Annotated in this window: 15 protein-coding genes, 1 tRNA gene and 1 pseudogene; 12 read left to right on the top strand and 5 right to left on the bottom strand. The window is 34.4% G+C overall.

Annotated elements, in window-relative coordinates; translation table 11 throughout:
• The first annotated feature begins 35 nt into the window (after nt 1-35).
• Together mutM and pdxH are read left to right on the top strand one after the other, a co-directional pair.
• Nucleotides 36-851, top strand: coding sequence for a bifunctional DNA-formamidopyrimidine glycosylase/DNA-(apurinic or apyrimidinic site) lyase (gene mutM / locus L0Z58_RS05725; RefSeq protein ID WP_010963068.1), 816 nt, complete (start codon nt 36-38; stop codon nt 849-851).
• 16 nt (nt 852-867) lie between these two features.
• On the top strand, nt 868-1,461 hold the full coding sequence (pdxH, locus tag L0Z58_RS05730) for a pyridoxamine 5'-phosphate oxidase (protein ID WP_022626142.1): 594 nt from the start codon (nt 868-870) through the stop codon (nt 1,459-1,461).
• 3 nt (nt 1,462-1,464) lie between these two features.
• Here the strand turns inward: pdxH and L0Z58_RS05735 are convergent.
• Nucleotides 1,465-1,541: transfer RNA gene (locus tag L0Z58_RS05735), tRNA-Met, on the bottom strand.
• Nucleotides 1,542-1,603: 62 nt separating this feature from the next.
• Between L0Z58_RS05735 and L0Z58_RS05740 the strand changes: the two genes are divergently transcribed.
• The 3 genes from L0Z58_RS05740 to L0Z58_RS05750 all read left to right on the top strand — a co-directional run bounded on the left by L0Z58_RS05740 (nt 1,604) and on the right by L0Z58_RS05750 (nt 6,460).
• Nucleotides 1,604-3,766 (top strand): ComEC/Rec2 family competence protein, encoded by a 2,163-nt coding sequence (locus L0Z58_RS05740; RefSeq protein ID WP_010963070.1) that lies wholly within the window; start codon nt 1,604-1,606, stop codon nt 3,764-3,766.
• Between the two features lie 61 nt (nt 3,767-3,827).
• Entirely contained in the window at nt 3,828-5,525 is a 1,698-nt protein-coding gene (locus L0Z58_RS05745; RefSeq protein ID WP_010963071.1) for a hypothetical protein, read from the top strand.
• Complete coding sequence (locus tag L0Z58_RS05750) at nt 5,516-6,460, top strand: RluA family pseudouridine synthase (protein WP_038227940.1); 945 nt, start codon at nt 5,516-5,518, stop codon at nt 6,458-6,460. Before L0Z58_RS05745 ends, L0Z58_RS05750 begins: the two co-directional genes overlap by 10 nt.
• A gap of 11 nt (nt 6,461-6,471) precedes the next feature.
• Here the strand turns inward: L0Z58_RS05750 and L0Z58_RS05755 are convergent, their stop codons facing one another.
• The 3 genes and pseudogenes from L0Z58_RS05755 to L0Z58_RS05775 form a co-directional block, all read right to left on the bottom strand.
• Nucleotides 6,472-6,822, bottom strand: coding sequence for a diacylglycerol kinase (locus L0Z58_RS05755; RefSeq protein WP_007549043.1), 351 nt, complete (start codon nt 6,820-6,822; stop codon nt 6,472-6,474).
• Between the two features lie 97 nt (nt 6,823-6,919).
• Nucleotides 6,920-7,699, bottom strand: a pseudogene (locus L0Z58_RS07145) (EndoU domain-containing protein).
• Nucleotides 7,700-7,748: 49 nt separating this feature from the next.
• The gene (locus tag L0Z58_RS05775; RefSeq protein WP_010963073.1) at nt 7,749-8,945 is read right to left on the bottom strand and encodes a phosphoglycerate kinase; all 1,197 of its coding nucleotides are present in this window, start codon (nt 8,943-8,945) and stop codon (nt 7,749-7,751) included.
• 669 nt (nt 8,946-9,614) lie between these two features.
• On the opposite strand from L0Z58_RS05775, the gene L0Z58_RS05780 reads away from it, so the two are divergent.
• The 7 genes from L0Z58_RS05780 to L0Z58_RS05810 all read left to right on the top strand — a co-directional run bounded on the left by L0Z58_RS05780 (nt 9,615) and on the right by L0Z58_RS05810 (nt 18,833).
• Nucleotides 9,615-10,136 carry a cytochrome b gene (locus L0Z58_RS05780; protein WP_010082022.1) on the top strand — a complete coding sequence of 174 codons (522 nt, stop codon included), beginning with the start codon at nt 9,615-9,617 and terminating at the stop codon, nt 10,134-10,136.
• Nucleotides 10,137-10,141: 5 nt separating this feature from the next.
• Complete coding sequence (locus L0Z58_RS05785) at nt 10,142-11,170, top strand: NAD(P)H-dependent flavin oxidoreductase (protein ID WP_010082023.1); 1,029 nt, start codon at nt 10,142-10,144, stop codon at nt 11,168-11,170.
• A gap of 122 nt (nt 11,171-11,292) precedes the next feature.
• On the top strand, nt 11,293-12,510 hold the full coding sequence (locus tag L0Z58_RS05790) for a hypothetical protein (protein WP_038228074.1): 1,218 nt from the start codon (nt 11,293-11,295) through the stop codon (nt 12,508-12,510).
• Nucleotides 12,511-12,611: 101 nt separating this feature from the next.
• Nucleotides 12,612-12,986 (top strand): hypothetical protein, encoded by a 375-nt coding sequence (locus L0Z58_RS05795; RefSeq protein WP_022626145.1) that lies wholly within the window; start codon nt 12,612-12,614, stop codon nt 12,984-12,986.
• A 44-nt stretch (nt 12,987-13,030) separates the two neighbouring features.
• A complete protein-coding gene (locus L0Z58_RS05800; RefSeq protein WP_022626146.1) occupies nt 13,031-15,385 on the top strand; it encodes a VirB4 family type IV secretion/conjugal transfer ATPase in 2,355 nt (784 codons plus the stop codon).
• Complete coding sequence (locus L0Z58_RS05805) at nt 15,366-18,227, top strand: hypothetical protein (protein WP_022626147.1); 2,862 nt, start codon at nt 15,366-15,368, stop codon at nt 18,225-18,227. The genes L0Z58_RS05800 and L0Z58_RS05805 overlap by 20 nt, the downstream gene beginning before the upstream one ends.
• 120 nt (nt 18,228-18,347) lie before the next feature.
• Complete coding sequence (locus L0Z58_RS05810; RefSeq protein WP_010082090.1) at nt 18,348-18,833, top strand: WBM0748 family T4SS-associated protein; 486 nt, start codon at nt 18,348-18,350, stop codon at nt 18,831-18,833.
• Here the strand turns inward: L0Z58_RS05810 and L0Z58_RS05815 are convergent.
• Entirely contained in the window at nt 18,830-19,318 is a 489-nt protein-coding gene (locus L0Z58_RS05815) for an SH3 domain-containing protein (RefSeq protein ID WP_006280060.1), read from the bottom strand. The two genes, L0Z58_RS05810 and L0Z58_RS05815, sit on opposite strands and share 4 nt — an antisense overlap.
• Nucleotides 19,319-19,379: the final 61 nt, after the last annotated feature.

Consider the following 19,379-nt stretch of genomic DNA (forward strand, 5'->3'; position numbering starts at 1 on the left):
TTACCATCAGAAACTTAAGTTTTGAAGGAGGTATCATGCCAGAACTACCGGAAGTGGAAGTAATCTCTAATTTTTTGCTTGATAAAATTAAAAACAAGCAAATCAGTAATGTTATAGTGAATAATTGGAATTTACGTGCCCCAATAACAAAAAATATTGATGATATGCTAAAGGGCAAAGTCATACGCAACATCAAGCGTAGAGGTAAGTATACCATCTGGAATACAGATGGTAGTGTGGCTGTAATCATACATCTTGGCATGAGCGGAAAGCTTATATATGCTGACCACGATCAAATGCGGAATAAGCATGATCACGTGGTATTTTTATTTTCTGACAATACTTCAATAATTTTTAATGACCCAAGAAGATTTGGATTAGTTATCGTTTTAAATAAAGAACAAGAAACGGATTTTTTTAGCGATTTTGGAATAGAGCCCCTCACGGATGAATTCAGTGGAGACTATTTACAGGAGTTGCTGAAAAACAAAAAAGTGAATATCAAATCAGCGTTAATGGACAATAAATCAATAGTTGGCGTAGGCAACATATATGCTTCTGAGAGCTTGTTTAGAGCCCGTATATCACCACTCAGGTCAGCAAAAAACTTGACCTATAGAGAGTGCGAAAAACTTGCTGCTGAAATAAAAAATACTCTGAGTGATGCAATTGCTGCAGGTGGTTCAACACTGAAAGATTATGCACAGCCATCTGGATCTGCTGGATACTTTCAAAATAACTTTTACGTATATGGTAAAGTTCAAAAACCTTGCAAGATTTGCAATAATATCATAACACTTATACGACAAAATGGCCGTAGCACTTATTTTTGCAACGCGTGCCAGAATTAAGATTTTATTTTTTGATATGATATTTTCACTTGAAAAAGATCCATTTGATTTGTTTTCAAAGTGGTACAAAGCAGTACTTAATTCTCCGTGTGAACAACCAACTGCAATGACGCTAGCAACTTGTAGCAAAGACTGTATTCCATCTGCAAGAGTGGTATTACTAAAGGAATATAGCAAAGAAGGTTTTGTGTTTTTCACTAACGTAAACAGTAAAAAAGGGAAAGAATTGACTGAGAACCCCAAAGCTGCGTTAGTGTTTCATTGGATAGAATTTGCTAGGCAAGTGCGAATTGAAGGAGAGGTTAAACTTCTAAACGATGAAAGAACTGACAAATACTTCTCTTCTCGAGCGCTGGGTAGTCAAATTAGCGCATGGTGCTCAAAACAATCGAGCATTCTGAAAGATTGGCAAGATTTTGAGCAAGCTATAAAATTGAAGGAAAAAGAATTTCACAATACACAAGTTTCTCGTCCTGATTTTTGGGTGGGATTTTGCGTAATCCCAAAAGTAATTGAATTTTGGCAAGAAGGTGAATATAGGAAGCATATTAGATTTAGATACACTCTTGTTGAGGGAAGCGATTGGAAAGTGGAACAACTATATCCTTAAAAATGGTTGCGGGAGTAGGATTTGAACCTACGACCTTCAGGTTATGAGCCTGACGAGCTACCGAGCTGCTCCATCCCGCGTCGTTGCTTATTTAGTTATTATATATACAAATAATGAAAAAAGAAAAATAAAATTTCACCACATGCAAATATCGACACACTTATTAACTTTTCTTGACATAATAGTTAGTTATATACGTAACAATCTGCGCAATGAACAATATAACTTGATACTGTGGTTTCCTGTTCTTCAGTGTGCAGGAATTTTAACATATTTTTCCCTAAGTTTTGAACCAAGCTGCATATCTATTTTTCTTTTGCTTTTACCCACACTAATTTTGATTGCAATATTATACAGAAAGTACGCAATATTATGCATTGCTTTAATTGCAGTGCTCATAGGATTTACAGCCAGTAAATTAAGAACAGCTTTAGTTGATACTCAAATTCTTGATAAAGAGAGGTATGTAAAAAATATCGTTGCCACAGTGAAGGATATTAACGACAGGGGCTCATATAAACAATTTCTGCTTTCTGTTGAAAAATCCCCTACTATCTTAAAATCCTCTCCTGTCATCCCAGCGCCCCCTTTTGTCATCCCAGTACTTGATACTGGGATCCAGAAAAAAAAGATATGGATTCCAGCGTCACGCGCTGGAATGACACCGGATAGAGCTCTAGATAACATCAGAATATCAGTTAGAACCAAAGTGGAAAAAGGCATTAAAATAGGCGATCAAGTAAAATTATCAGCAAAACTCTTCCCTCTAAAGATTGCACCTTCGGAGTATGCATACGATTTTGCAAGAATAGCATATTACCAGAAAATAAGTGCAACAGGTTTTGCAACAAGCAAAATAGCCCTACACAAAAAGGCTGAAGCAAGGCAATTTCTAGAGTATATAGAATCTTTCCGTCAATACATTTATGAAAACCTGCAGCAAAATATCAAAAAACCACATGCGGATATAATCTCTGCATTACTGATCGGTAAAAAAGATGGCATAGATCAAAAAACTATGGACGCGATACGAGATTCAGGTATAGCACATTTGTTTGCCATATCTGGTTTGCATTTATCATTTGTTGCTGGTCTGTTTTTTGTAGTGTTTCGTAATTTATTCGCAATATCTGAAACTTTGACTCTTAAGTATAACACCAAGAAAATATCTGCATTCCTTACTATCTTGCCAACCACGTTTTATTTATTGATTACCGGTATGCAAATTTCTGCTCAGCGTGCCTACATTATGGTGATTTTAGTACTCGTTGCAATAATGATAGAGAGAAAATATCGAGGGTTAATAGCAATTGCGTTTGCTGCTTCAGTGATACTCTCAGTAGAACCAGAAGCAATTTTAAAGCCTGGCTTTCAGATGTCATTTTCTGCTGTTTTGGCACTGGTTGCCAGTTATCAAATTAATGCTAATAAGTTGTTCAAAATAAAAATAATGAAATATTTTGTGTCGATAATGATCAGCTCAGTAATAGCAAGTTTAGCAACTGTTCCGTATACGATATATAATTTTAATTATTTTTCAATTAGTGGCATTATCACAAATTTAGTTGCTATACCAATAGTTACATTAATTATTATTCCACTTGGAATAATCTATGTTTTGTTGATTCCTTTGGGTGTTGAATGGATTATAGCGCCATTTATAGAGCGCCCAATTGACAGCATTTTGTATATAACAAATGCAATCGCTAGTCTTCAGTATTTGGTTATTCCCATTCGTACTTTTCCTGCCTCATCAATTATTATAATAACATTTGGGTTATTGTGGCTGTGCTTGTGGGAAAGAAATTGGCGTTTCTTCGGAATTTTCTTTATTGTGCTGGGTATTTTCTCTAGTGCTATGTATAGAACTCCTGATATCTTGATAAATGCTGATAATGTTGCTGCAAAGGAGAGTGATAACTTACTATATTCTCTCACCAGAAAAAATAGGAACTTTGTTGTCAAAACATGGGCGAAGCAAAATGGGCAGAACCAAATTTTGAATCATAAAAAATACAATAACTCAGATAAAAGGCTAAAGTGTAACGATTATGGCTGCATATATAATAAAGGAAATAATAAATTAGTGCTGCTAGCTTATAAAAAAGAAGATATTTCAGAAAATTGTGATAAAGTTGATTTAACAATTCAATTAAGTGAATTCGACTATTCAGCTTGCAACGTTAAAATTATTAAACATGCTGATCTAGAAACGTATGGCACACATTCTGTTTGGTTAACAAGTCGTTACGTAAAGATTAATACAGTGCGCTCCAATAGGCCTTGGCACATGTTGAAAAATTAAGAAACTTGATTTTAAGGTTTGGTTAACGTATACCTAAATAAGTTTAAACTAGAAAAATGTTATGGTTACAGACACTCAAGATCCTTTCAAAGACTATTTTGATTTTTTAGGATTTAGAAAACTTTCTGACCAGCCCAGTAGAATTTTGAGCTCTATAAGAAAGTATTCTGGTACTATATCGATAGCAAGTACCATTGCTACTCTTATAGCATTTACTGCCTTTTCTATTCAGCCTGTTACAGTAAGTATTGCTGGGTTTGCGTTCACGCCAGCACCTCTTGCCTTTATTCCTCTTATAGTTCTCTTATTTACTGCTGTTATAAACTTTATAAATACACAAAAAATAAAAGAGAATGAAATAGATAAAAAAATAGGAAACTATCAAGTTGATGAACAGTACAGCCAGATTGCTCAAGAAGCTAAAAAAATTGAAATTGTAACAAATTTAGATCAAAAGGGGGAAAAGCTTTCAATAGTTTTACCAATTTCTAAGACGCAGAGAGAAATACTAGAAGATATAGAAGCAGAAAATAGAAATAGGATTCTCTTGTTTACTGGATCATATGTATTTGGTACTATTATAGTAGTTTCAGCAATATCACAATCCATTAATGCTCCAATAATATTAATAGCTTTATTAGTCGCTATTCTTTTATGCATCATATCAACACTTAGCAATCTAATAAGTAATAGCGTGGATCATGAAAATCATACTATTAGAAAACACAGTTCTTTAGGTCTTCTATTTCCATACTGGTCTGGAAAGGGCATGGTTGTATCAGTAGTAGAAAATAAGCTTGGTAAAAGGGAAAATGAACTAATATCTCTAATGAAAAAACTACTTAGTCCGCTTTGCAACTCATTTGACAGTAACCTTAAAAAAGCTTGCGATTTACTTGATAATAGCCTTTTAAAGCCTGCAAATATTAACATTAAAGAAACGCTTGATCACCTAAAAAAAATCAGAGAAGACATCAAAAAAGATTTAGATTGGCTACATGCAGAAATTTCAGAAGTTTTAAACAACACTAAAGAATTGACAAAAAAAGCACATTCACTAGATATTGAAGGTACTTTTTCTAGGTTAGAGAATGCTATTAAAATTGCTGAAGATAAAATTGAACGATTTGAACCAAGCCGCTTTGTAGGCTGGCTTCAATCAACTACGCAGTCTAATAATAACGAGTTCCTTAGCATGCTAAAAAAGTTAAAAGAGGATACAGAAGAGGAAAAAACGGAATTGAAGGAGCAATTAAACGTAGTAAGGAATGAATTAGAAGAAATAAAAAAGAAGCAAGCTCAACCAAGTACGCCTGATTTAGAAGCTAACAATGGAAATAATACTAATAAATTATTAGTATTAGAAAATAAAGTCAAAGAACTACGTGACACAGTTAGAAAGTTAGAGCTGGAAGCAGAACAAAATAAGCTGCAGCAAAAGAAGGAAAAGTTAGAGCAAAAAAAATCTGAACAAGAGAAAACAGATGAATGGAAAGAAAAAATCAACGGCAAACCAAGTGAATTCTTATATTATTTATTAGAATCTATTAAGCTGGAAGAAAAAGATAATAAAGAAAAAAAGGTTGAGGCAACATTACGAGATTTTGATAATAAAGTTACAATCTACTGGAAAGATGGCTCTCAAACAATTTGCCATATTAAAAAACAAGGTGATCTGCAAATTGAGTCTAGTGCAACAATGTTTACAGACCCAAATGTTCAAGCAGCATGGGAAATGGCGCGGGGTAAATCACTATAGATTACTCAATAATAACCTTAAGTGTTAATAATGATAAAGAGAAATTAAGGTTAGACACCTATATAGCTGAAAAATGCAACATATCACGCAGCAAAGCGCAAAGATTGATACAAAATGAGCAGGTGAAATTACTTGGCACACCGATAATTAATAATGACTACATAGTAAAACCAGATGAAGAGTATGTGGTGCATCTCGTTCAACCTGACATATCCACATCAATTGAGCCTAATTATGACATAAAACTTAATATCGTCTATGAAGATGAGGACATTATAGTTCTGAGTAAACAAAGTGGATTAACAGTGCACCCAGGTGCTGGGACAAACAATGATACGCTTTTGAACGCAGTTATCGCTCACCTTAATGTAAGACCAGGAATTGTTCATAGACTCGATAAAGATACTAGTGGGCTAATGGTAATTGCAAAAAATGAAGCAGCCCATAGTTTTTTGTCTGAATTGTTATCGAATCGCAAAATAAAGCGGGAATACTTAGCAGTAGTTTGGGGAACATTATCTTCTCAGCAAGGCACGATAAAAACTAACATTGCTCCCAAACGCGGTAATAAAGAAATGATGTGTGTAACAAAAATCACAGGCAAATTAGCAATCACTCACTATTTAGTGCAAAAAGTTATAGGACAAGTAAGCCTCGTTAAATGCACTTTAGAGACAGGCAGAACACACCAAATTCGAGTCCACATGAGCCACATAGGACATTCCATAGTTGGTGATCAAGTTTATGGAAAAAATAGTAGTAAAAGCACAAAATATGCTAAAAACTCTAGTTTCATTCGTAATTTCAATAGACAAGCACTACATGCTTATACACTGGGCTTATACCACCCAAAAAGTAAGGAATACATGGAATTTGTCTCTGATTTACCGCAAGATATAAAAACTTTAATTGGTGAGTTTGACAACATATCTTAATAACATTCGTATTAACCTATCAATATTATCATCCATGTTATCAGGAAGTTAATTAATGAAAGAAAAACTGCTGCACTACCTAGATCTTTCACCTTTTTTGAAAGTATGTGTTGTTCACTGGAAATACGCTCAATTGTCGTTTCAAAAGCAGTGTTAACAATTTCCACAATTAACACCAGGAATAGGCTGCTTATCATTACTGCACGTTCTAGATTACTTACATCCAAAACAAACAAAATTGAGACACATACTATAAAAAGCAGTAACTCCTGTCTGAACGCAATTTCTGATATAAAAGCTGATTTTATTCCTTCACAAGAGTATTGAATTGCTTTTATTAGACGAATAATGCCCTTCTTCATTATTATTCACAAAACCCTTTAATCAAAATTTTAACTCATTTAGATTTGCTACACCCTATAGCATTTTTATCATTTGTTCACCCTATTGGTTTTGAAATTAAGATTTACCGCAACTACAATAAGTACTCTTATCATCACATTTTGGTGTTAAGTCAGGATAGAACGTGAGTATAGCATCATTCTTTCTTACAAACACTGATTGATAATTGTCATCTTCCATTTCATATAGACACATTCCATCTTTTCCTAATTCCTTAAACGCCTTAGTTGCAGAAATTATCGGCATGAAGGTTATATGCGTATCCATTTGGGCATTTAACTTTCACTTCCCCATCCTTACCCAAATATTTCATTCCAAATGTATAAACCGGCGGCTTAATATCTGATTCATTGCACAGGATTCCAACTGCCCATTTATCCTCTTGAGCTTCAACATATCTACCTACAAAATGCATACCACCTAATTTATCGTTTGGCTCACCACAAAAAATATGTCCAAACCCTATAGTTTCTTTTTTACTTCCACTATTTGTAAACCAAATGTTAGCCAGTTCATCTTTAAGTAACTCCAAATCCGCATCTGGCGTAATCACTTATATATTCCTTTCACTACTTCTTGATGCTGCGGACAACTAAGTAAAATTTTGAAATCTTCTTTATCTGGATGTGCTCCCCAATCTCCACAAACTTTCAACACTCCTCTATCGAAGTCAGTTAATTCTGAAACGGTGGCTGGTTGTGAACTGAAAAATGGTTCAAAATTGACTTCAACATTTTCTTCTACATAGCCGGTGTGAAAATAATGATCCTTAATATAAAAAATAAATCCTATTATTGGTATTATTAAACACAAAATTAGTTTAACTGTCTTCGACATAATCACGTTCACAAAAAAGCTAGCCTATAAGAAATAATTTAAAAAAGTTTTAATCTAATCGTTTTTGCAGAGCAGCAACTCCCGGCATTTCATCGCCACTTAACCAATCTAAAAATGCTCCTCCACCAGTGGAAACATATGTAAAATCCTTATCGGCAAGGCCTGCAGCGCTTATTGCAGATAGACTATCGCCTCCCCCTATTATGCTGGTTAACTTTCCTTTGTGCGTTAAGTCACTTACGATTTTCATTACCCCTATTGTACCGCTTGCAAAAGCTGAATGTTCAAAAACACCAATAGGTCCATTCCACAGCAGAGTCTTACTGCTTGCTATTATACTGCTTATTGTACTCAAAGTTTGTGGTCCGATATCCAAAATTATATCACCGTCCAAAATGGACTCAGTTCTTCTTGAAATACTAGTGCTGTAATCAGAGTTTACTGCAACCAGCACGTCTTCTGGCACAACTATTTTGCAATTGTTTTTATTTGCTGTTTCAAGAATATTATGCAGAAGGTCGTCAACACCATTTTGAAAGAAAGATTTCCCTATATTTACTTTGCTGAATGACAAAAAATTATTGGCTATTGCACCACCTAGAACTAGGTAATTAACCTTTTCTGTTAGCTTCATAAGCACTTTTATTTTAGTTGATATTTTAGCTCCCCCAACTATCGCAGTAATAGGTTTAGCTTTAAACGATACAGCTTTTTCAAGATACTTTAGCTCATCTTGCAAGCAAAACCCTGCATAAGAGGGTAAAAATTCTGTAATGCGTGAAATAGAAGCGTGAGCTCTGTGAGAGCAAGAAAATGCATCATTTACATATATATCCGCTAGAGATGCTAGTTGTTTGGCAAAATTTGAGTCACTTTGCTCTTCCTCTTTATAAAATCTTAGATTCTCTAGTAATATTATATCTCCTGCATCCATAACACTTACTGCTCTTTGTACTTTTTCACCAAAGCAATCGTCAATGAATTTCACTTTTTTATTTAGTAACTGCGATAAAGTGTCAATTACATTTTTTAGCGACAGATTATTGTCTCTGGCCTTTGGGCGTCCAAAATGTGATATAATAATAATCTTTGCACTCGCATTCACTAAATACTGAATAGTAGGCAATGCTCTCAAAATACGAGTGACGTCACGAATTTCTCCATCTTTTATAGGAACATTGAAGTCAACTCTGAGTAAGACGGTTTTATTGTGAAGATCACAATTTTCTATACTAGGTATATTCATTACAAAATTGAAGCTATAAAGTCACTATACAGCAGTTTGATCTAAAGTAAAGTTTTAAGCTTACGAACGTTTAAGGAAATTTGCATGCCAAACGCTTGACACTGGAACCTTATCGTCATGCCATCACGAACCGTCATACCGCCGGGTATCTCTTAGCCGCTAACACGTAGCGGGATACTTGACCTTTACAGGGATGACGATTGTCGTTTAGCCATAAATATTTAAGAAATTTACTAAACAGAAAAAAAGGCAAAAGAAACCCTAGGGTAGCTAATTATTCACTATCCATTTTTTAAGTTGGCGTTTTTTGATGTTTTAAATGCTTTATAAGCGTATTTCAGCTTGTATAGGTAAAAACCTAGAAATTTGATAAAGACATAGAGTGCACATAGTGCAAAAAATTAAACATGAGACGCCAGATACGTTGAGTTTTTTTGTCATTTAATCTGTACAGAGAAGATAAATAAATAGCTTCAGTTTCATGATAAGGAGGCTGGCGGAGTTTGTCAAGTAAATTTTTCGTTTAATCCGTTTCTTGATTTAGGTGCCCTTGACTTCCGGCTGGGTCGAATTTGTATAGCTACATTGTCGGTAAATCTAAATTGCTTTAATGATTTTGATTGAAAAATAGTTTTTCTATTATATAAATGCTACTTTAGGGTAATCAAAATGGAAGACGATAAATATAGCCTAGGTTTAAGAGTTATCCATTGGTTGATGGCTGTTTTTATTATCGGTATGCTTTGTTCTGGACTTTATATGAAAAGCCTGCCACTTAGCAATGAAATTAAGTTCAACATATACGCTATTCATAAGGCTTGCGGTATCACTATTCTTGGATTAATCATAGTACGCATATTTTTTCGCGTCTTTACTTATGTTCCACCACTTCCAGCAAATTTTTCTCGGTTTGTAATCAATATAAGTAAAGCAGTACACTTTGGTTTATATTCTTTGATGGTGCTAATGCCACTATCTGGCTATGTCATGTCTTCTGCTTCTGGCAAACAGATCAAATATTTTTTTCATATCCCTTTGTTGATTAATCAAAACAAAGATCTAGCTAACACGGCTAACGAGCTACATTCGATGCTTGCATATTTTATGGTACTCTTTATAATCTTACATATACTTGGCGCCTTAAAACACACATTTATAGATAAACAAAACATTTTTAAACGTATGATATAGGTTATATGTTAAGTAGCCTCTGGAAAAAAGGAACAGATTTTCTTAGCAGTGAGTTTGCTATAATGGGTGGTGCTATGAGCTGGGTTTCAGAGAGGAACTTGGTCTCAGCAATCTCAAACGCTGGTGGTTTTGGTGTGATTGCATGTGGTGCAATGTTTCCAGACTTGCTAAAAAAAGAAATCATAGAGACGCAGCAATTAACTAACAAGCCATTTGGTGTAAATCTAATTACTATGCACCCAAAGTTGAGTGAGTTGATAGATGTGTGTATTGAAACGAAAGTGAGCCATATAGTGCTTGCCGGTGGACTGCCAACAAAGCCTAATATAGAAAAAATCAAGGGTGCAGGCATTAAAGTTATGTGCTTTGCACCAGCATTAAGCCTTGCGAAAAGGTTAGTAAAAATGGGAGTAGATGCATTAATAATAGAAGGAATGGAAGCAGGTGGGCATATAGGTCCAGTTAGCACTTCTGTTCTTGCACAAGAGATATTGCCTCATTTTAAAAATGAACAAATACCAGTGTTTGTTGCAGGTGGAATAGGAAGAGGTGAAATGATAGTTAATTACCTGGAAATGGGAGCAAGTGGCTGTCAAATAGGTACATTATTTGTCTGCACTAATGAGTCAATTGCCCACAAAAATTTTAAGGAAGTGTTTATTAAATCGGCCGCACGTAATGCAATACCTTCTGTACAGATAAGTGCTGATTTTCCTGTAATTCCAGTAAGAGCTATAGCCAACAAAGCAAGCGATGACTTTATGAAGCGTCAAAAAGAAGTTATTGATGAATACCAAAAGGGACAGATCTCAAAAGAAGATGGGCAGCTTGAAATAGAAAAATTCTGGGCTGGAGCTTTAAGAAGAGCAGTAATTGATGGAGATGTTGAAACGGGATCTTTAATGGCTGGCCAAAGTGTTGGCATGGTTGATAAGGAAAAGCCTGTAAAAGAAGTAGTGGATATGTTAGTTCAACAAGCAAAGAATCATATTAATAGCAAATCTGTAGAAGTAGAAAGCCCAGAAAGCAAATAGTTAAGCGACCTTCCAATAAGCAAGTTGCCGCAATTATTTATAATATGGCATAATTGCCCAGTTTTAATGTAAAATTAACGCTAAAGAGGTATCTATACATTTTGTTATGTATGGAGGAGTCTATGCTAAGTTCTAAAAAAGATATTAACCAACAATTGCACGACACTATATACAAAAAGGTAACAAAAGAAAATCATAAATATGGAAGCCCACAAAAGGGAGATGGAACTATCAAAAAATGCATAGAGTTGTTCAAGGAAGGAGCTAGTCCTGAGGTATTAACTGAATTAGAAAAATCGCTGAGAGAACAATTAGAAAAATCACCAGAAAAACAAGAGGAATATCAAAAACATTATAAGTATTATATCGAAAACTTTCTTCCTGCATTGAAAGATGAAGTAATAAAATCAGAAGAACTAGCTGTACCTAAAGTATTTAACAATGAAAGAGAACAATCACAAAGACCACAAACAATAAGAGGAAAAATAGTAAAAACAATTTTGGATATTACTAACAGGAGCAGCAGTGTAAGCTCAATACCAAATGCTGTTGAAGAAAATATTGAAGATCAAATGCAGCTAAAACATATTGAAGAGCAAAACAACACACAAGAAACACCCTTGAATGTAGCTGAGAAAAAAAATGGTGATAATAAAATACTTAGTAATTCAGATGTTGCAGAGGAAGTGTTTGAAAAATATAGCAAGGTTGTGAAAGAAATAGAGGAGAAGAAAACTTCTAAACTCAGTAGTGGCAATGACTCAGATAGTGGAATAGACTCACCTAGAACGAGTAAAGAAAGTTTGAAATCACCAGTAAGTAGCAGAAGGAGCAGTTTAACTTTAGTAATAAGCACTTCATCTGAGGAAAGTTTAAACTCAACATTGAGCTCTGTTGAAGGAGATAATGGCTTACAACCAGAGGGTGGAGAAAAAACTGAGTTATTAGAATCAAATTTGGAATCCCCAAAAGAAAACGAGACTCAAGTGCAGCCAGAGCAGACTGTAAAAAAAGAGCCAAAAATGCAAGAAAATGAAAACTCAGATGGTCAAGCAAATCCAGATCAAGTTAAGAAAGATATCCTACTTAAAAACCAACCCAATAACAGAAATCTTCACGTTGCACTTGTAGCAGGTTGTGCTCTCTCCACAATAGGGTGCATTGTTGCAGGAGCAATGACATCAGGATTGATAGGAGCAGGACTACTTGCTATGGCTGCAGTGTTTGCTATAGCAGCAGTAGCTGAATTGCATTCAAACTTCCTATCAAGTAAATTAACATCCATTAATGTGAGTCCTCTTGTTGATGATAAAGAGCTTACAGCATGTTCACGTCTGTAAAAATTAAATATGTGTTACTTGTAGTGGATAAGTGAATTCAGTTCTTGCCTATTGATATAAAAGTTGTTATATTTAAGAAATGTTTAAAAGGTATTTAGTTGATGCGCATTCAATTGAATAAAGTTTTGGTTTTTATAGCCTTATTAAGTTTCATTTTTGCATCATATTCTAGCGAAGCAAGTTCGGCGAGTGATGAATTAAAGGGTATACAAGAAACGGTAAAAAATTTTATTTCTTCATTTTCAGTTAAAGATACTGTAGAAAATATGAGTCCTTCAACAATCATAGGGTTGTGTATAGCTGCAGTGATACTTGCAGTAGTGTTCAGAGGTCTAATCTTTTTTATGATAATGTTTGGTGTACTGGTCCTGATGTTCGGTAGTACAGAAAAGGCAACAGACTACTTAAAAGAAAAATTTAACTTTGCAAAAGATATAAAATTACAATCCGATAGCGAAAAAAAAGATAAAAATTAAGATAGTATTTTTATCTTTTTTAATTATCTTTATTGAATACGCATATGCAGTTAAAAGTACCAACAGTTAACTCTAAGCTTAAAAAAAAGAACAACTTAGCATTACTAGAAAGCATTGATTTAGATTTTGTTCCTTATGCTTGTCATTACGATGAAGAAACCATACTAACAAAACAGGGAGAATTGTTAAAAATAATCAAGTTAGAAGATTATTCTTCTGTTGATAACTACAGCGACCTCAGAACTGAAATTAGAAAAAGCATATCAAAAAATATTAATAGCCTGTGTTTTACCGTTTGGATTCATACCGTTAGAAAGCGCAATAAACTGAGCTTGAAATGGAATAAAACTGAAGACTTCTCTGACAACCTACATTCAACGTGGTTTAATAAACTAACTGATAGTAAATTACAGTATATAAATGAACTATACATTGTAATATTGTTTAGCGATTTTGGCAAGCATACTAATAATTCGTTTTTTTTCAATAGAATAAAGAATAAGCATAAGTTGTCTTTACAAGAAAGCCATCAGGAGTTGCAAAAGATAACTGACGTAATTCAAAATGATTTAGGACCTTTTGGAGCTAAAAAACTGAGTCTAAGGTTTAGTGAAGGTAAAATATATTCTGAAATGATAGAATTTCTCCACTATATTGTTACATTAACGCACAAAGATTATCCAATACATGAAAGGGACCTGTCGCAATATATTAGAAATTTTAAAATAGCTTTTGGTTTCAATACGTTTCAAACAATATTTGAAAATCAACAGAAATTTGGCTCTATTTTCAGCATAAAAGAATACCGGGAAATCTCTTTAGGTAATATAGATAGATGCTTGCAGCTTGAATCTGAATTTATCATTACAGAAATAATGATATTTACTAGTAATAACAAAGCAATAAAAGAATTTAAAAAACAAATCAACATGCTGCAAATTAGTGAGGATAGTACCTTACTTAAAAGCTCAGGAATTGAAGAAATAATAGAGCTTGAAAAGACCTCTAGTATAGACTTCTGCCAACAGAAAATTATTTTTACAATATTTGCAGATGATAGGAATAAGTTAGCTGAAAGTATTAGTGATTTATCTTCTATAATGTCATTAGTTGGCTTCATGATGTTTAGAACTGATTTACATATGGAAAGTCATTTTTGGGCACAACTTCCAGGCAATTTTGCTTTTATTACGCAACCGAAAAATATCTTAACAAAATACGCTTGCAGCTTTGCTATGCTGCACGATTTTACGTCAGGTACATTAAAAGGAAGAAGGTGGAAAGAAGCGGTAATGATTTTTTTTTCAAAAAAAGGAAATCCTTACTTCTTTAATTTTCATGGAAGAAGAAATAATGGCCATACTACGATACTCGGAGCTCCAAATTCAGGCAGAACTTCACTCATTAATTTTCTATTATCAGAATCAAGAAAGTTTAACCCAAGAATTGTCATATTGGATAACACTGGAAAATCAATAATTTTTACTAAAGCAGTGAGTGGTAAATATTACATAATCGATCCAAAATATAAGGACAAAAGCCTAAAATTTAATCCACTAAACATTGAAGATAGTGCTTCCAATCGCAATATGTTGGTTGAACTGATCAGAAGAATGGTAGCCGATACGAGCTTGGTGGACGTAGAAGAAAAGATAAGAAAAATTGTGGATTCTATATTTGCTATACCCAAGGAATCACGTTCTATTTCACAAATTTCTGAGGTGCTCTTGCTCCTTGGGGGTAAGATAAGTAGATGGTGTGACGATGGTGACTTTGCTTACTTATTTCAAGATGGTGATGAATCAGATATTGACTGGGAAACAAAAATTATATCTCTCAACACCGCAAACCTTACAAAACAAAAGGAATGTATGTCCGTGATACTTTACTATTTTTTATATTCTTTTGAGGCAAAATGTGATGGCTCGCCTGCAATACTTGTTTTGGATGAAGCATGGGAGATAAGTAATATTTTTCCTACAGAGAAAGAGTTTGATAACTGGATGCAAAGAATGACGGAACTAAATGTTGTAGTAATCCTAAGTACTGAGAATTTAAATCTCGCATTTGCTAGCAAATTTACTCAATATTTAGATAAACATGTTGATACAAGAATCTTGATGCCGAACGTCAATGCAAATAGATTATACATGAAGGCATTTTCTCTATCGAAAGAGGAGCTGAATATAATTCTGCAGACGCCAACACAGGAAGGTTTATTTTTGATAAAACAGTACAAAGGATTAGTAACCTTAAATCTGGATTTGAAGGATATGCAAGAAATACATGTACTTTCAGCTAACAAAGAGACTATAAAGTATATGTATGAGGCAATAAAAGAAAAAGGAGAAGAAGTTAATGAGTGGTTACCGGTATTTTATGAGAAGTGTAAGGCTTAATTTCTTATTGATATTTTTTTTGATACTTGGTCTTTCGTATCAAGGATATGCTGATTGTCCAACATTTGTAGAAAGTAATACTTGGTGGGAAGCAATAGTTGGTGGAGATTGGGTAAAGGAAATTAAGGTGCAAGCAATAAAAGATCAAGGAGTTGATGGTTACTTTAATCCCAAAATTAGAGTATGTGCTTATGATGGACAAAGTTATTGTTATGACTTACAAAGTGGGGAATCCTGCCGCCAGATATATGGAACGCAAGGTACAGGAGCTGGAGTTTCTGCTGCAGCTTTTATCGACTGGGAAGGAGATAAAACAAAAGCTGGAGGAGAAATTGCTCGGGGTCTTAAATGGGAATGGGCAGACGGTGTTACTGATGAGGAAAAAAGAAGATTCGCTAACTCTCCTAAAATATGTGCTTGCAGTCAAAAAGGGGCTTGTATTTCAGGAATTTCTTCATGGGGTTCTAGAGTATTTTCGGGTGAGAATATTTTCCGTCCTGGGGAGATGGAAAAAGTCTGTGATACCTGCTACCAAACGGCAGTAAAATGTGCTCCTGTTCCACTTGCACCTGGCCCCCCTCCATTTTGTGAACAACTTGCAATGTCGCTTCCACAAGTTAGAATTGCTCCTATAACAGATAAAGACAATGATTACTTTAATCCTAAGGTTAAGGTAATCATTGGTGATCTGAAAGGAAGAGACGGAGAGATTGGAGAAAAATTAGATTTCCCTAAAGGGTATGGAGAAAATAAAGCTGAGTGGCGCTCTATTTTAGACAAAGATGGCATCACGTACTACTTCAAAACTTATAGAGAAAAAGATAAGCTCTGCGCTGAATACCTTGGAACTCAAAGTATAGATGAAAACAATCCACAGTTCATCCGCTGTTTTCCTGCACCACCTGCTCCAGAACCTGAGATAGTGGAGATAGTAAATGCAAATACATTGAAAGTAGAAATGAAGATGAGTGAGAGCACTTGTGCTAAAGCACATGGAACCTATAGTAATGGTTCCTGTACTTTTAATGTTAATACTGACCTCAACCATCCTATAAACATTGGCCCCCTATCTTTAAAAGTAGTAAAACCAGCAATAGTAGCAAAAACAACTGATAGTAATATTGATAATATTATAGAAGGTATATTAGAAAGTAATCCGCAACAATTTAAAGTTCTGAAAGAATATGGCTATGTTCCTGATGTGCAAATTAAATGTTCTAAAGGCGGAAGTTTTTATAGTTTTAATGATTTTGAGAAAAAGTTAAAAGACAAATCTATTCAATGTGAATTTAATAACTCTGGGCAGCCGGAAATAGAAGTAAAGTATAAAGGAAATTCTAACAGTAAAATGCTTTGTCTTTCTGGATGGCAGCCAGAACCAGAGGAGTTTGTTCTTAAAAGAGAAAATAAAATAATACCACTAAAATTAATGGGAACAAGATATACTAAATACAATGCTGTTTACTCCAAGGAATCAAATCAGTTCTATTATCTTCCAAGCAAGGAAATAGTTTACCCTTTGAAAGAAACTCAAGAGAGGTTGGATAAAATAATATTTAATAAGCAAGAGTATGTTTTCTTCCCTGATGAAAATGAGCAGAAGAAGGAAGAATGCAGTTATTGTGTGAAGAAAGATAGCAAAATAGACGAAAAATTAAAATCTGGTGAAGGACTGAAAGTAGTATACAAATTGACGGGTGTAGAGCATAAAGAAGGATGTGAGCAAGGTGATGATGGTTGCATCTGCTTTGATGGAAAGTGTAGCCGTTCAAAACAATATTTGAATAAAAATGAAGATGATAAGCCGTTCTACTTAAGGTATGAGGAAGTGGATTGTAAAGATAAGGATGGTAAAGTATTAAGAGATGAAAAAAATGAAGTACGAAAGTGTACACAATTAAAAGATCAACTGGTTAAAGCAAACAGAACAGAGGTTTTTTACGCTGATAAATTGTGTAGGTTCGATTTAGAAGGTCTCAAAAAGAAATTAAAAGAAAAATTAAAAGAGATAATCAAGGAACATCTGAAAAATAAGAAACCAGATCTTGAAAAAAATAATGAAAAATCCTATGATCATAAAAATAAAGATGTTTATACAGATGACTTATCAATAAAATTTGATCGTATTAAAATAGAAGCGTGGGGAAGTGGTGAAGCAGGTCATATACAAGGTAGTGGCTGTGACAATCAAAAATGCCATTCTACTGAAAGCAGAGTAGGGATGCCAGGAGATTATATTAAAGCTAAACTGAAAATCGATCCTAATTATCCTATAATTAAGGTGCAAGTCACAGAGGGAGGGGGTAACCAGGAAAGTAACTTCTCAGATAAGGACGGGGGACCTGTTTTCATAGAAATGTGCAATTCGCAGAAGCAACATTGCCAGCAACTGATTACTGTTGCAGGTGGAGGTGAGTATAGAACATACGGTGGTAAGGGTTATGAGGAAACAGTAATTCATAAGCAAGATTTAAAGCTAGAGGAGAAAATTGTAAAGGCAGATAAACTGAAGTCTACACAAGACAATCAAATAGCATATATAGAAAATGGTGAAATCAAGTATGAAACAGTAGAGTGTGGAAGTGGTTTGAGAAGCAGTAGATCTGGTGCAGGTGGCTGCATTAATAAAAGCAAAGGAATTGATGGTAAAGGCTCTCCAGGGTATGTGAAGATTAGACCTATTATAAAGGAATTTGACGAAGAAGAAATAAATGCTGCTATTAAAAAAGTAATAGAGAATCTATACGATCTTGAAACTATGACTGATTTTTGGGTAGGGGATCTTAACGTGAATATAAGTGGGATAATTAAAGAGGAAGTCAAAAAAGAATTATCAAGGTAAAAAGATATAGCTCTGGAAATGATGCTCTTGTTTTAATAATTAATTAAAGTAAAGCATGTAGTAAATGGTGTAATTGCTGTATCTTAACAAAAAGGTATAACGAATGTAGGAGGGTGCTTTATGTCTCTAAAGAATAAAATTTCTGAGTTAATAGAACAACAATTTAGCATTAAATACCATGACAATTATTTGGCTTACACTATACATAATTGGGCTGCAAGCGAAATATCTGATTCTATTACTTTTTGCATAATTGGTTGTGGAAATTGCAAGATTGGATATCAAGATGTTGCAAAGTCATTCAACATAACAAAAGAAGAAATTGACCAAGGTAATATTGCAAGCATAGAAAGTAAAATAAAAAGTGAAGCTGAAAAATCAGGTAGCGAGTTTTCTGAGTTGATTTCTAGAGTGGATCAATCGCTAAAAGAGCAGAGTGAAAAGTCTATTGTACAAATTTTAGATTCATCCGCTGAGGAGATGTTAAGGAGTTTCTGTGATAGCCCTGTACAGTCTCCAGAGCCTCAAGAACCCTCTGCTTCATCTGAAGAGCATGCTACAGAAGGCCCAGAAACTAGTGTTAATTCAGATCTTTTGTCAACCTAATCAACCCCATATATATGTTTTTTTTGTACCCATGCTTTGCGTTTTGGGGTGGAAAGAAAGCACCATTCTTCGTTGCATTTTTCTATCTTCATCACAACAAACTTGTCTATTTTCATAGTAATCTTGCTGTCTACACTCTGTTTTTGATATCCATAAGTATCTTCTTTTACAATCGCGTAGCGCTTATCACTAAGAAGATTGCCTTTTATCCATCCGCAGTCTTCATCTATATCGCAGACCTTTTTCCAACTCTCAAACTCTTCTATCACTTTCAGGGGCAGATTTTTGCAAGTGTATATCCATTTTACAGGATAGTGAAACCCTGGCCCCGTTCTCATGTTGATCTTATTTGATTTGGTTGAAACAAAGTTGTTAGCAAACAAGCTATGGCTAAATAATAAAAACAATAGGATAATAGTACTGAACCAAGATCCCAGTGTTACGCACTGGGATAACGTGAGGGATAGTGTAACAGACTTATTCATCATAATTCACGATTAGGTTGACATAAGATAAAGAGTAAATTAAAAATTGAATAGATCTTTA

It is taken from the genome of Wolbachia endosymbiont of Aedes aegypti (assembly GCF_021496215.1).
In the GTDB taxonomy this organism is placed as follows: domain Bacteria; phylum Pseudomonadota; class Alphaproteobacteria; order Rickettsiales; family Anaplasmataceae; genus Wolbachia; species Wolbachia pipientis.

Coding starts and splice junctions, on each gene's coding strand:
- L0Z58_RS05790 (WP_038228074.1), top strand. CDS start 11,293: ATGCTAAGTTCTAAAAAAGATATTAACCAACAATTGCACGACACTATA.
- L0Z58_RS05800 (WP_022626146.1), top strand. CDS start 13,031: ATGCAGTTAAAAGTACCAACAGTTAACTCTAAGCTTAAAAAAAAGAAC.
- L0Z58_RS05755 (WP_007549043.1), bottom strand. CDS start 6,822: ATGAAGAAGGGCATTATTCGTCTAATAAAAGCAATTCAATACTCTTGT.
- L0Z58_RS05815 (WP_006280060.1), bottom strand. CDS start 19,318: ATGAATAAGTCTGTTACACTATCCCTCACGTTATCCCAGTGCGTAACA.
- pdxH (WP_022626142.1), top strand. CDS start 868: ATGATATTTTCACTTGAAAAAGATCCATTTGATTTGTTTTCAAAGTGG.
- mutM (WP_010963068.1), top strand. CDS start 36: ATGCCAGAACTACCGGAAGTGGAAGTAATCTCTAATTTTTTGCTTGAT.
- L0Z58_RS05785 (WP_010082023.1), top strand. CDS start 10,142: ATGTTAAGTAGCCTCTGGAAAAAAGGAACAGATTTTCTTAGCAGTGAG.
- L0Z58_RS05810 (WP_010082090.1), top strand. CDS start 18,348: ATGTCTCTAAAGAATAAAATTTCTGAGTTAATAGAACAACAATTTAGC.
- L0Z58_RS05740 (WP_010963070.1), top strand. CDS start 1,604: ATGCAAATATCGACACACTTATTAACTTTTCTTGACATAATAGTTAGT.
- L0Z58_RS05780 (WP_010082022.1), top strand. CDS start 9,615: ATGGAAGACGATAAATATAGCCTAGGTTTAAGAGTTATCCATTGGTTG.
- L0Z58_RS05775 (WP_010963073.1), bottom strand. CDS start 8,945: ATGAATATACCTAGTATAGAAAATTGTGATCTTCACAATAAAACCGTC.
- L0Z58_RS05745 (WP_010963071.1), top strand. CDS start 3,828: ATGGTTACAGACACTCAAGATCCTTTCAAAGACTATTTTGATTTTTTA.
- L0Z58_RS05805 (WP_022626147.1), top strand. CDS start 15,366: ATGAGAAGTGTAAGGCTTAATTTCTTATTGATATTTTTTTTGATACTT.
- L0Z58_RS05795 (WP_022626145.1), top strand. CDS start 12,612: ATGCGCATTCAATTGAATAAAGTTTTGGTTTTTATAGCCTTATTAAGT.